This is a genomic window from Synechococcus sp. MU1651, from assembly GCF_023630635.1.
Taxonomy (GTDB): Bacteria; Cyanobacteriota; Cyanobacteriia; order PCC-6307; family Cyanobiaceae; genus Parasynechococcus.
This window is the reverse complement of sequence record NZ_JAKUHJ010000002.1, coordinates 225,600-237,986: the sequence shown is the minus strand read 5'-3', so window position 1 is coordinate 237,986 and position 12,387 is coordinate 225,600. Positions and strand designations below refer to the sequence as shown.

At 64.6% G+C, this 12,387-nt stretch carries 12 protein-coding genes and 1 tRNA gene; 6 read left to right on the top strand and 7 right to left on the bottom strand.

Translation table 11 applies throughout. The features are described 5' to 3' along the window. On the top strand, positions 1 to 529 hold a 529-nt coding region (locus tag NCN05_RS04075), incomplete at its 5' end, for a sensor histidine kinase (RefSeq protein WP_250397096.1). On the opposite strand, the gene cobS is transcribed toward NCN05_RS04075, so the two are convergent. Beyond that, a complete protein-coding gene (cobS, locus tag NCN05_RS04070) occupies positions 489 to 1,259 on the bottom strand; it encodes an adenosylcobinamide-GDP ribazoletransferase (RefSeq protein WP_250397095.1) in 771 nt (256 codons plus the stop codon). The two genes, NCN05_RS04075 and cobS, sit on opposite strands and share 41 nt — an antisense overlap. A 29-nt stretch (positions 1,260 to 1,288) precedes the next feature. Here cobS and tgt point away from each other — a divergent pair, with 29 nt between their 5' ends. Continuing rightward, positions 1,289 to 2,407 carry a tRNA guanosine(34) transglycosylase Tgt gene (gene tgt, locus NCN05_RS04065; protein WP_250397094.1) on the top strand — a complete coding sequence of 373 codons (1,119 nt, stop codon included), beginning with the start codon at positions 1,289 to 1,291 and terminating at the stop codon, positions 2,405 to 2,407. 31 nt (positions 2,408 to 2,438) lie between these two features. Beyond that, the gene (locus NCN05_RS04060) at positions 2,439 to 2,582 is read left to right on the top strand and encodes a photosystem II reaction center protein K (protein WP_025362038.1); all 144 of its coding nucleotides are present in this window, start codon (positions 2,439 to 2,441) and stop codon (positions 2,580 to 2,582) included. A gap of 4 nt (positions 2,583 to 2,586) precedes the next feature. Here NCN05_RS04060 and NCN05_RS04055 read toward each other — a convergent pair whose 3' ends face one another. Then, positions 2,587 to 3,321 carry a WecB/TagA/CpsF family glycosyltransferase gene (locus tag NCN05_RS04055; RefSeq protein WP_250397093.1) on the bottom strand — a complete coding sequence of 245 codons (735 nt, stop codon included), beginning with the start codon at positions 3,319 to 3,321 and terminating at the stop codon, positions 2,587 to 2,589. A 48-nt stretch (positions 3,322 to 3,369) separates the two neighbouring features. Between NCN05_RS04055 and NCN05_RS04050 the strand changes: the two genes are divergently transcribed. Then, entirely contained in the window at positions 3,370 to 6,546 is a 3,177-nt protein-coding gene (locus tag NCN05_RS04050) for a glycoside hydrolase family 15 protein (RefSeq protein WP_250397092.1), read from the top strand. 15 nt (positions 6,547 to 6,561) lie between these two features. On the opposite strand, the gene NCN05_RS04045 is transcribed toward NCN05_RS04050, so the two are convergent. The 4 genes from NCN05_RS04045 to NCN05_RS04030 all read right to left on the bottom strand — a co-directional run bounded on the left by NCN05_RS04045 (position 6,562) and on the right by NCN05_RS04030 (position 9,489). Further along, complete coding sequence (locus NCN05_RS04045; RefSeq protein WP_250397091.1) at positions 6,562 to 7,569, bottom strand: Gfo/Idh/MocA family protein; 1,008 nt, start codon at positions 7,567 to 7,569, stop codon at positions 6,562 to 6,564. A 37-nt stretch (positions 7,570 to 7,606) separates the two neighbouring features. Continuing rightward, positions 7,607 to 8,890 carry a hemolysin family protein gene (locus NCN05_RS04040; RefSeq protein WP_250397090.1) on the bottom strand — a complete coding sequence of 428 codons (1,284 nt, stop codon included), beginning with the start codon at positions 8,888 to 8,890 and terminating at the stop codon, positions 7,607 to 7,609. Between the two features lie 13 nt (positions 8,891 to 8,903). Further along, positions 8,904 to 8,976 (bottom strand) — tRNA-Ile (locus NCN05_RS04035). Between the two features lie 12 nt (positions 8,977 to 8,988). Next, positions 8,989 to 9,489, bottom strand: a complete 501-nt coding sequence (locus tag NCN05_RS04030; protein WP_250397089.1) for a hypothetical protein — start codon at positions 9,487 to 9,489, stop codon at positions 8,989 to 8,991. A gap of 56 nt (positions 9,490 to 9,545) precedes the next feature. Here NCN05_RS04030 and pyrE point away from each other — a divergent pair, with 56 nt between their 5' ends. Together pyrE and ygfZ are read left to right on the top strand one after the other, a co-directional pair. Continuing rightward, positions 9,546 to 10,118 carry an orotate phosphoribosyltransferase gene (gene pyrE, locus NCN05_RS04025; RefSeq protein WP_250397088.1) on the top strand — a complete coding sequence of 191 codons (573 nt, stop codon included), beginning with the start codon at positions 9,546 to 9,548 and terminating at the stop codon, positions 10,116 to 10,118. After that, positions 10,115 to 10,909, top strand: coding sequence for a CAF17-like 4Fe-4S cluster assembly/insertion protein YgfZ (gene ygfZ / locus NCN05_RS04020; protein WP_250397087.1), 795 nt, complete (start codon positions 10,115 to 10,117; stop codon positions 10,907 to 10,909). The genes pyrE and ygfZ overlap by 4 nt, the downstream gene beginning before the upstream one ends. Here the strand turns inward: ygfZ and NCN05_RS04015 are convergent. Continuing rightward, positions 10,891 to 12,366, bottom strand: coding sequence for a TM0106 family RecB-like putative nuclease (locus tag NCN05_RS04015; RefSeq protein WP_250397086.1), 1,476 nt, complete (start codon positions 12,364 to 12,366; stop codon positions 10,891 to 10,893). The genes ygfZ and NCN05_RS04015 overlap by 19 nt on opposite strands. Between the last annotated feature and the right edge of the window lie 21 nt (positions 12,367 to 12,387).

Genomic DNA, 12,387 nt, shown 5'->3' with positions numbered 1-12,387 from the left:
GGACCCCCTTGGCCCCACCCTGTTGCCCCCCGGGCCTGCCGAAGGTGAGGCCACCATGCAAACCCTGCTGATGCCTCTGCTGGAGCGGGCGGAAGCGACGGCAAGCCTGCAGGGCCGCCCCTGGCGGGGACCAGACCTGTGGCCCCAGTGGATTGATCAACCGTCCCAGGACGGAACGATCGCGGAGATCGTCGCCAACCTCCTTGAGAATGCCTTCCGTTACAGCCCAGCGGGCTGCAGCGTGGGGCTATGCCTGTTGCCCGATGGGCTATGCGTCTGGGACAACGGGCCGCCGATCCCCCTTGAGGAGCGCGACCTGATTTTCGAGCGGGGAGCACGGGGGTCCACCGGACAGGACCGGGCGGGCACCGGCCTTGGGCTCGCCCTTGCACGCTCCCTGGCGGAGCAGCAGGGCCGCAAGCTTACGCTCTGCGTGGAGCCTTCCACAATCGCTCCGGATCTGCCCGCTCAGGGCAATGCATTCGTCCTCAGCTGGCCGGCAGGAGCAAGGCCAGACCCAACAACGTGATCATCTCGGTGAGCACAAGAGCTGCTCCATAGCTGTCACCGGTGTGCCCCCCCAATCGTCGCCCAAGGCTCTGGGCGACAAGGATCGCCACCACGCCCCCCAGGAGAAGGGGCATGGCCCCCACCCAACCGGCCAAGAGAACCACCACCAGAAGTGAGGGCAGGGCATCCCAGAGCGGCCTGCCGTGCTCGCGATGAAACGCCGCGGTTCCAGCAGCGCGGAGGTAGTTGAACCGTGCCATGGCCCAGAGCGGTGCCACCCGGGCCCAGAACGCCGCCAGGCAGAGCCCGAGCGGGGCCTGCCCCCCCAGCTGGATCAATGCCGCAACCTGCAGCAGCAGCACCATCACGAGAGCAAGCACACCACTCGCGCCCACCCGGCTGTCCTCCATCGCCTCGAGCCGCCGCTCCGCTGGCGCCCCAAGGCCATCCGCCGTGTCGATCAGGCCGTCGTGGTGCAAGCCACCACTGAGCTGGATGCCGAGAGCCACCACGCAAAGGGCACAGGCCACCGGAGGCCAGGAGAGCCTGGACAGACCGATCCAGAGCAGCCCCTGCAACGCACCGATCAGCAGCCCCATCCAGGGGGCGAAGCGAGCAATACGCTGAAACGAGGGCTGCGGCCAGGGCCATGCGGGCAGCACCGTGTAGAAGATCCAGGCTCCCGCCAGATCGGAAAGCCAGGGCGGAACGATCCTGGGAATGGCGCGAGTGATGCAATCGGCCCTCACCGTAGGGTCAATGCAGAGGCGGATCAGTCGTGTTCGGCTTCGAGATCAACGCGCATTGCGCCAACACATCAGCACGGTGCGGCACCTTTGAGACCCCGCATGGGCCGGTGCACACACCACGCTTCATGCCGGTGGGAACCCTGGCCACCGTCAAGGGCATCAGCACGGAGCAGCTCGGGCGCACGGGAGCCCAGATGGTGCTCTCGAACACCTACCACCTGCACTTGCAACCGGGGGAGGAGATCGTGGCGGCGGCCGGTGGCCTGCACCGGTTCATGGGCTGGAACGGCCCGATGCTCACCGACTCCGGCGGCTTTCAGGTGTTCAGCCTGGGAGACCTGAACAGGATCGATGACCGTGGGGTGGTGTTCCGAAACCCCCGCGATGGACGCACCATCGACATGACCCCGGAACATGCCACCCAAATCCAGATGGCCCTCGGGGCGGATGTGGCTATGGCCTTCGACCAGTGCCCGCCTTATCCGGCGAAGGAGAACGACGTCATCGACGCCTGTCGCCGCACCCATGCCTGGCTCGAGCGCTGCGTCACCGCCCACACCCGCGAGGATCAAGCGCTGTTCGGCATCGTTCAGGGCGGCTGTTTCCCCCATCTGCGGCGGGAGAGTGCCATGGCCGTCGCCTCCTTTGATCTACCGGGCATTGCCGTCGGTGGCGTCAGCGTTGGTGAGCCAGCTGAGGAGATGCATCGCATCGTGCGGGATGTCACGCCCCTGCTTCCCTCACACAAACCGCGCTACTTGATGGGCATCGGCACCCTGCGCGAGATGGCCATTGCCGTGGCCAACGGGATCGACCTGTTCGACTGCGTCCTGCCCACCCGACTCGGCCGTCATGGCACCGCCCTGGTGGGCGGTGAACGTTGGAACCTGCGCAATGCACGCTTCCGCCACGACCACAACCCCCTGGATCCGAGCTGCTCCTGTGTGGCCTGCACCGGTCACACCCGGGCCTACCTGCATCACCTAATTCGCAGCGAGGAGCTTCTGGGCCTCACCTTGTTGAGCATTCACAACATCACCCATCTGGTGCGTTTCACCTCGGCCATGGCACAAGCGATTCGCGACGGCTGTTTTTCAGAGGATTTCGCTCCCTGGGAGCCAGACTCGCCAGCCCATCACACGTGGTAGCGTCCAGCCCAACGCCTTTTTGATGCAAGGGATGGCCGCCTTCACCCTCGACCTGCTGGCACAGCTGCCCGAGGCCTATCAGGCCTTCTCTCCTCTGATCGACATTCTCCCGTTGATCCCGGTCTTCTTCCTGCTCCTCGCCTTCGTTTGGCAGGCCTCTGTGGGCTTCCGCTGAAGCCTCAGCCCATCCGGATCACCTTCAAAGCAAACGCTGGCAGCGACAGCATTCGTCGCCAGCGTGATGGCTCCTGTACAAGGCGATAGAGCCATTCAAGTTGAATCCGGCACATCCAGCCGGGGGCACGTTTTTTGATGCCGGCCCAGACGTCAAAACTGCCGCCGACACCCATCCACAGTCCTTGCTGGCCGGCCGCCACGCGTTCGGACCAGGTTTCCTGGCGCGGCACCCCCAGGGCCACCAGAACGAGATCCGGCTTCAACGCCTTGAGCTGAGCCTCAACGCCCGGCCAGGTCTCGGGAGCTTGATAACCGTCCACCGCGAGAGCCAGGTTGAGCCCACGGATGCATTGCGGCAACTCCGCACGCAGTGTTGCCATCACCTCAGGTGATGCACCCACCAGCGCCACGCGCCATTGGTGGGCGGCGGCGTACTCCAGCAAGGTCCAGGCCAGTTCGATGCCCGCTGTTTTAACGACCCGGATCTGCTGACGGCCCAGGGCCCAGACCACTCCCGCTCCATCCGGGATCACCAGATCAGCGGTTCCGATCGCCTGCCCCAGAGCGGCATCGGCCCGAGCCAACATCGTCATCTCAGCGTTGAGGGTGACGATGCGTCCGCCGCCCCGGGCATGCAGACCGAGTGCAGCAGCACAGACATCACGGCAGGCATCCACAGGCACGCCGAGCACCTGGCAGCGGCGACGGTCGTCGGGGGCGGTGCTGACAGAGTCCATGGCCATGGGGCTGCGTTGGAGAATTTAGGGGCGGTAATGGATGAGGGCATGGTTGTGACGACGACGGAGACCCTTCCGCAGAACAACGCCACGACCCTTCAGCGTCTGGATCAATCCATCCAACGGGTGGTTCTCGATCGGCAGGACCCGATCAGCGGCCTGCTCCCCGCCAGCACCGCGCACACCATCCATGGCAACTACGGCGATGCCTGGGTGCGGGACTGCGTCTATTCGGTGCAGTGCGTTTGGGGGCTGGCCCTGGCCCACCGCCGTGAGCAGGGGCAAAACAGCCTGCGCGCCTGGGAGCTGGAGCAGCGGGTGGTGGCCCTCATGCGCGGCCTGATGCGCTCGATGATGCGGCAGGCCGAGAAGGTGGAGCGCTTCAAAGAGAGCCTTAACCCCCTCGACGCCCTTCACGCCAAATACGACAGCTGCACCGGCGAGCCGGTGGTGGCTGACGACGCCTGGGGACATCTCCAACTCGATGCCACCTCCCTGTTTCTGCTGCAGCTGGCGCAGTTGACCAAGGGCGGCTGCGCGGTGGTGCAAAGCCGTGACGAAGTGGATTTCCTTCAAAACCTGGTGCACTACATCGCCAGGGCCTACCGCACTCCCGACTACGGGATCTGGGAACGGGGCGACAAAGGCAACCATGGTTTGCCGGAGCGCAATGCCAGCTCCATCGGCATGGCCAAAGCCGCCCTGGAAGCACTCGATGGGCTTGACCTCTACGGCCCCCATGGCGACGGCAGCTGCATCCTGCTGATTCCTCAGGGGGCCATCGCACGGCTCCGGCGCGCCTTGCAAGGGCTCCTGCCGCGGGAATCCGCCAGCAAGGAAGCAGACAGTGCCTGCCTCTCGGTGATTGGTTATCCCGCCTGGGCCGTGGAGGATGCCGCCCTGGCGGAGCGCACCGGCCGTCGGATACGACGGGAACTCGGCGGGTCCTACGGCTACAAACGCTTCCTCCGGGATGGTCACCAGACGGCAGTGGAAGACGTCAACCGCCTGCACTACGAACCGGAGGAGCTCGCCGCCTTTGAAGGGATCGAGTCGGAGTGGCCGTTGTTTCTGGCCTTCGAACTGGTCACCGCCTGCTGCGAAAGGCGCTGGGACGAGGCCCGGCAACTGCACAGCCAGCTCAAGACGCTGGCCGTTGAACAGGACGGCGAACGTCTCTACCCCGAGCTCTATCAGGTGCCGGCCAGTGCCGTCGATCAGGAACGGCTCAATCCAGGCAGCCAAAAGCGGGTGGCCAACACCAACCTGCCGCTGATCTGGACCCAGAGCCTGGTGTGGCTCGGGGAAATGCTGCTGGACGATCTGATCCGTCCCGAGGACATTGACCCCTGTTGCCGCAGGGAGCCGCAGCCGCTCGGCGCCGAGACTGTTCTTGTGGCAATGGCTGCGGAGACGGATGACGTGCGCCAGGCGCTGCTGGCCGCCGAGGTGCCGATCGATCCAACCTCAGTGATTTCCGTGCAGTCGTCCGACGAGCTGAAGCAACGGTTGAAAGCCGCCGGCACCAATCCGCGGCTTGAGCTCACTGGGCGCCCCGGGCACCGGGTGGAAACCGAAGACACGGCTCGGGTCTACCGCCAGGACGGCGCCATCAGTGTGTTCACCCCGTCCGTGCTGGAAGACGTCAGCAGCTATCTGGCCGATGACCCGGAGGAGCTGCTGGAGACCGTTGTGGACGAGCTGCATCTGCTGCAACGACACTGGCGCGGCAGGGGACATCCCCTTCTGGTGATCCCCATTCGCGACGCAGCACTGCAGCAGCACCGCGACGTCATCCTCAAACTGGCCCGGCAACTCGGCAGCGGCGTCATTGAAAGCATCCCCGTCCGCTTGGGCTGCCTCAGTGAACTGGTGGATCAGGCGCAGGAGGTGCAGCTGCCGCCGCTTCAACAGAAACCGGTTCCATGCTCGGAGCCAGCCAAGCCGCTTCTGCGCGACGCCACCGATCTACGGGATCTGACCGCCGCAGAGGAGCAGGAGCTGGATGACACACCGATCGAACAATTGAGCCAGCGCCTCTGGAACAGTGCGCTGCTGCATGAACAGGCCGAAGTGCTCGAGTTGCTGCAACGGCGTCTCGGCTCCCAGGGGATTCAACACAGCCCCGAGGGCCATCCGGTGGCCCTGCGCACCCTGCTTGAGGAGGTCTATCAACGGGGATTGCGTTGTGAAGACTGGAATGTGGTGCGGCGCTGTGCTGGCGCCATGGGGATGGTGCATCCCCAACTCGAAGATGCCCTCACCGATCTCCTCGTGCGCCAGAAACAGGTGGTGGTGGGGCGCAACTACACCGGCGACTCCCGGCTGCGTCAGCCGATGGACAGTGCCGCCATCGCCGAACGGATTGAAACCACCAGCGGAATCGACGGCCGTGAACGCATGCTCGAACAGGAACTCCTGCTCGCCCTCGACAGCGTGGCGCGGCGGGAGCCAGCGCTGCTGAAGGGGAGCCTCACCCTGCAGCTGGGGCAGCTGATGCTGCTGCTCACATCAGAACTGGCCGTGGAGAAAACGCTGAGTCAGGACGAAGCCTTTGAAGCCCTCTGCAGCGAAGCACCCCATGCGATTCGCAAGCGCTTGCGCGCCGTGCTCGCCGATGTGGACCATGCCAGAGCAGCCCTGCAACGCGGCGAACAGCTGCACGTGAGCGGCCGGGTGCAGTGGTCAGTGCCTGACCCGTTGGAGGAAACACCGGGGGGTGGGGATTGGCTTCAACACCGCGTCCGCCTGGGTTCCTTCCAGAAAGTTCCCCGCGATTTCTATGCCGGGATCTGGTCGCTGCTGCAGCACTGCCGCGGCTTGGTGATTGGCGACAAGCTGGAGCGGCGCAATCGCCTCAACAGCAGCCTCATCCTCGAGAAGACGCCAGGGGAGCGCAATTTTGCTGCCCAGGTCGACCATTTGCTCAGTCGGATCAAGGCACCGGAATACCGACAACTCTGCAGCGAATGCCTGCTTTCGCTGATGGCCTTTGTCGAAGCCAATCCAGAGGTGCGCTTCGAGGATGACCTGGCCCTCGACGTGGTGATCGGTCATGCCGTCAGGGTGGGCTGGCAGCAGAGCCATCCCTCTCTTCGTCCAGAGAACTACCCGCAATACAAGGCCCAGGCCTGGGGGCAGTTTTATCGGTCCTCACCCGGTGACTGCCGCCGCTGGCAGGTCACGGCGTTGCGGGAACTGGCCGAAGAGCAGGGGCTGGTGTAATCCCAGTGAAAGCCCTCAGATCGGTGCGCACAGGGGCGCTCCCGTATCCGGGTGTTCAACGGCCTGCTCGATCAGGTCTGCCAGCTTGAGAGCCCGCGAGGCCTGAAGACCATCCACCGCAGGGGTCTCCCGGCCGCGAACGCACTGCAGAAAGTGCTCGAGCTCGGCATAGAGCGGTTCGATCGAGGTGGTGCTCACCTCCTCGATGAAGCCGTCATTCCGATACAGCAGCTCGCCGTGATCAGCGGAATACCACTCGTGGGCCCGGCGGTGAATGTGCAGGGTGTGGTTGAGGAAGTCCGTCTCCACCAGGCTCGAACGGCAATGGGCACTGAGGCTGCGGATTTTTCGGTGGCTCATCTTGCTCGCCGTCAGGCTGGCCACAACACCGTTCTCGAAACCCAACGTGGCGTTGACGTAATCGATCGGGCCTTCGGCACTGCGACCACCGGCAGCGGCAAGCCGTACCACCGGTGCCTTTGCCAGCTCCAGCACGAGGTCGATGTCATGGATCATCAGATCCAGCACCACAGAGACGTCATTGGCCCGATCAGAGTGGGGGCTGTGGCGACGCGCCTCAAGAACCACCACCTCCTCGTTGGCCACCACCTTGGTGAGCTCACGGAAGGCAGGGTTGAACCGCTCGATGTGGCCCACCTGCAGCAGACACCCCGCCGCTGAAGCGGCCTCGATCAGTGCAGTGGCCTCGTCCTGACTGGCCGCAATCGGCTTTTCAATCAGAACGTGCACACCCGCACGCAGGCAAGCCAGACCGACGGGATGGTGCAGCAGCGTGGGGACCGCGATGCAGACGGCCTCCACCTCCGAGAGCATGGCGTTGTAGTCGGCGAACCAGCGGCAGCCGAATTGCTCAGTGGCGAGCTTGCCGCGCTCAGCATCCGGATCCGCGACGCCCACCAGATCAGCATCCCGCAGAAGGCTGAGCACCCGCGCGTGGTGCCAGCCCATGTTGCCGATGCCGATCACCCCGACCTTGACTGGGGCCATGGGGTCGGGAGACATCAGCGCAGGCGGTCAATTGGGGGAAGACTATCGGCCCTCAGTCGGAATCTTCCTCTGAGCTGGGGAGAACAAGCCGGACCCGCTCGATCCGCGGCCCTGCCATGGCTGTGATCTCGAACTGCAGGCCGTTGAAATGAAGCCCTTCCCCCGCGGACGGAATGTGCTGGAGCCGCTCCAGCAGGAAGCCCGCCAGAGTGTGATGGTCATCGGCCTCGGGCAGATCGAGATTGAGCTGTCGATTGAGCTCGAAAATCTCCAGGTCTCCGGCCACCAGCCAGGCACCGGGGCAGTCCTTCTCTTCGATCAGATCCGGTTCATCGGTCTCGGCTGGATCCTCATCACCAACGATTTCTCCGGTGAGATCAGCTGCGGTCACCAGACCCTCAGTGCCGCCGTGCTCATCCACCACCAACAGGAGCGGCTGACCGCTGCGGATCATCGGCAGCAGTTCCGCCAGCGTGCAGGTCTCCAGCACGGGCACCGCAGGCTGGAGATAGGGCTCAAGCAACGAATCGGCCTGGAGCTCACCCCGTGCAATCGGTTCGGCCATCTGACGCAGATCCAGCACGCCACGCACGTCATCCAACGACTGGCCGATCACCGGAAAGCGGGCATGACGGGTGTGGTGCACGGCCTCCATCATTTCCGCAAAACGGACCGTGGCCGGCAGGGTGACCATCCCGGAGCGCGGCACCATCACCTCCCGCACCTGGGTGTCCCGCAGGGCGAAGACACCTTCCAGGATGTTCTTCTCATCCGGGAACAACCCCGTGACCCGTCCAGATTCCACAAGGGTTTCCAGCTCACCAGCGGAAAGGGCTGGCACCAGCACATCCCATTGGGGAGCCAGGCCAAGCAGGCGCATCAACAGGCCCGCCAGCGCCTCAAGCAGATTGAGGAGTGGGGCCAGGCAGCGCATCACCACCTCCAGCAGCGGCACCAGGCGAAGCGCCGAGGATTCCGGACGGTTCAACACCCAGGCCTTGGGCAGCAAACCAGCCACCAGCGTCGCCAGCAACACGATGCTGAGGAACAAGGCTGTGTCGCGCCAAGCGACACCCACAGAACCATCCGACCAGAGCCGCCCCCCCAGACCACGGCCAGCCCAGCCAAGGGCCACCAGAGCAAGGGTTGCACCCAGTTGAGACACCAGCAGAGCGCGCCGCAGGCGTCGCTGAAGACGCTGGATGGAACGGGCCCCGGCCTGCTCTTCCTCAACGAGCACTTCAACGCGACTGGGGCGTAGCCGCAGCAGGGCCACCTCTGCAGCCGCGAAGAAGGCCGGCAGAACCAGCAGAACAGCCAGCAGAAGAAGCCGCATCAACAGGGGGGAATGGGGGTCGCGAGGATCGAACTCGCCTTAGGCGAATTATGAGTTCGCTGCATTCACCAGATTGCTAGACCCCCATGGGGAGAGTGTTACCACAGGGGAGTCACGCCTGGGAAGTGATCGTCTGAGGGCGCATCCGGCACGGCTTCGATGGTCTCGGTGGCCGCCAGGCTGTCGTTGAAACCGCTTGAGATATCCATGGTTCGCATCGGCAGCGGCGGACTCTGCTCCTCCAGCAGAGCTCCCGTCGTGTTCTGAAGTGCAGACCCATCCCAGATCAGCGTCTGGTCAGGGAAGCCGAATCCCATGACCCGATTCCCCTCGATGCCGCCAACTGCAATCCCCAGAACATCGGTCAATTGATGCAGGGGGTCCACGCCCCGGGCCATGGGCGAGGTCCAGGTGTAGAAGCGACGGTTGACCAGCTCACTGGTGGTCTCCGTGGGGTGGCACACCGTGACTTCGACGGGAGCTGAACCACTGCCGGGCGGAGGCGCCTCGACACTGGTGGTGCAGACCAACGGACCCGCCAACACCGATGGGCCGGCGAGCAGAAGCAGGCTCGAACCAAAGAACGACCGCAGCAGCACCGGAGGAATCAGCTCTAAGCGCAAACTAAGGACATCTGCGAAGCGCGGCCAGTCCCATGTCTGAATCGTCGAGTGTCCCGACTGAGCGGGAGCAACTGCTGAACCGTCTGGCCACCCTGGCCTACCGACGCGGAGACTTCACCCTGGCCTCAGGCCGCAAGAGCGAGCACTACGTGAACTGCAAACCCGTGAGCCTGAGCGGTTCCGGCCTGGCCCTGATCAGCCGGGCGATGCTCACCCACCTGGAGGCCGATGCGCTGGCCGTGGCTGGTCTCACCCTCGGAGCAGACCCACTGGTGAGCGGTGTTGCCATGGCCGCCGCCGATCAAGGTCGGGAGCTTGATGCGCTGATCGTGCGCAAGGAAGCCAAAGGCCACGGCACCGGTGCCTGGCTGGAGGGTCCGCTCCCTGCCCACGGGGCACGCATCACCGTGCTGGAAGACGTTGTCACCACAGGAGGCTCATCCCTCAAGGCGGTTCGGCAGCTGCGCGACGCCGGCTACAAGGTGGAGCGGGTCGTCACCATCGTCGACCGGGAAGAAGGGGGTGACGCTGCGATGATGGCTGAAAATCTTGAACTGATCAGCCTGTTCAAGCTGTCTGAAATCGCCGCCTTCACGCCGGCATGAGCAAGTTGTTTTGGGACGCCCATGTCCCCTGGCTGCGCTTGAACGGCAGCGGAGCACGCCAGTTTCTTCAGGGGCAGACCAGTGCTGACCTCAACGCACTCCAATCCGGGGATCTGCTTCAGACCTGCTGGCTGACCGCAACGGGACGCTTGCGGGCCGTGCTGGAACTTCGTTTCGATGCAGAGGGGGCCGATGTGATCGTTCTGGCGGGAGAGGCCTCTGCCGTTCACGCTGGATTTGATCAGGTGATCTTTCCAGCCGATCGGGTTCGCCTCCAACCCCTGGGCCAGTTGCGCCGACTGCAGTGGCTCGAGCCCAACGCTGCAGCCGTGTGGTGCGATCCGGATGCGGCCCTGCCGGAGCCCTGGGCATCAGGGGCAGCCGCCACCGCGACGGCTCTGGAGCAATGGCGGCTCCAAAGCGGATTCCCACCGGGACCCGGTGAGCTCAATGGCGAGACCAACCCCCTGGAGTTGGGACTCATCGCTCAGGTCAGCACTGAAAAAGGCTGCTACCTCGGCCAGGAGACCATGGCCAAACTCATCGGCCAGGCAGGGGTGAAGCAACAGCTGCGCTGTTGGAGCTGCCCCAGTCCGCTGGCGGCCGCCGCCAAGCTCACGCTGGATGGCGAGCGAGCCGGGGTGATCACCAGTGCGCTCGAACGCGATGGCACTTGGCTTGGGCTGGCCCTGGTGCGCCGCCAGTGCCTGGCCAGTCCAACGCTGGAAGGTCCCAACGGAGAACAGCTCCAGATCCGTCAACCTGAGGCGTTTCAGGATCCCGACGCCTGATCCTGTTCAAGCAACCAGTCGGCTACGGCCCAGGTGGCCAGGCAGTCGTCGCGGTTGTAATCGAAGATCCAGCGCAGCCCGTGCCTGGTGCCGCGTCGATCGGACCCCTCCCCCTGCCACTGCCGCCACCAGAGCAGGGCCCTGGCACCATCCACACCGGCCTGACTCCATTGGAACCCCTTCCAAACAGCCACGGCCTTGAGGCCATAACTGGCCAGGGGTAGGCGCCAGTGATGTCTGACCCGGGCATGCACATCCACCAACCGCTGACGAAGTTGCAGCACCTCGGCCTCGGCAGCACCCTGCCGCTCAGCCATACGCCTTAAGGCCAGGCTTTCTGTCTCCCCGTAGTGGAGGATCGGCCAACCCCTATAGCGATTCAGCAACCGCTGCAAACGAAGCCAGCAACGGGCTTCACCATGCTCCGCCAGGGCCAGGATCGGGTGATACGCCACGGATTCCAGATCCCAATTTCCGCTTTTGGTTCTGGGCAACACCAGAAAACCGTGAAGGAAGTCGTGACGGGCGTCGGGATCGGATTCGATGTCGTAGAGCAGCACACCAGGACAGTCCTGCAGTTCCGGCAGTGCCGCTGAGGCATCCAAACGCTCCACACGTCCATCCCGCTGCGCCCGGGCCTGAGCCACCAGGGATGCGGCCACCTCACCATGCTGATCCCCAAAACGCTGCAGCTGCTTGGCGAGCTGCAACGGATCAGCCGCGGCGAGATCGGACAAGCCGCGAATCCCAAGCTCCAGCAACATCTCGCGCCGCTTGGCGCCGATGCCGCTGACCTCGCTCAGATGCCCTTCCTCCGCCGCCACGGCATTGCAGGCGACACGCCAGCTGCAAAGTGAGCACTTGCGCCGGTCAGCGGCCAGCGGAGGAGGAACCGGGCTCTCGAGGTCAGAGCGCAGTTTGCGCAGCCCCTCCGACAGCTGTCGGCGCAAACCACTGGAGAGATGCAGCCGCTCCTGTTCCAGGCGCCGGCCACCACCGCCGAGCACCAGCATCGACGGAACGTCCCCCTGCTGATGCTGCTCAAGCAACAAGGCCATCAGTGCCAGCGGCAGCTGATGTTCCCGGGTGGTGCGGCGGCCCTGACGGGCCAGCACCGGTTGATAGGCGAAGTCACCCCAGCGGCTCTTCCCCTTGACCCGCCGCAGCAGTGGAGGGTGTGCCTCCAACGGCTCACCGGATGGGCCAACCCCCTTCAGGCGCAGACCCACCACGGCCTCGGCTCCGGCAGCACAGGCGGCGATGCCATGGCCAGGCTTGCGGGGCAGCAAGGCCACAAAACAGCGCTGCTGGTCGTCCAGCAGGAGATTGCGATGGGCCGTCCAACGCCGCTCGGCAGGATTCCCGTGGCGATCGAGCCAGGCCTTGCGACGGCAACGCAGCCAACTGCGCAGCAACCGGTCGGTGAGAGCGTTGTCAGCAGCCGGGGTGTCACCCATCCGCCGACCCTACGGCTGCCA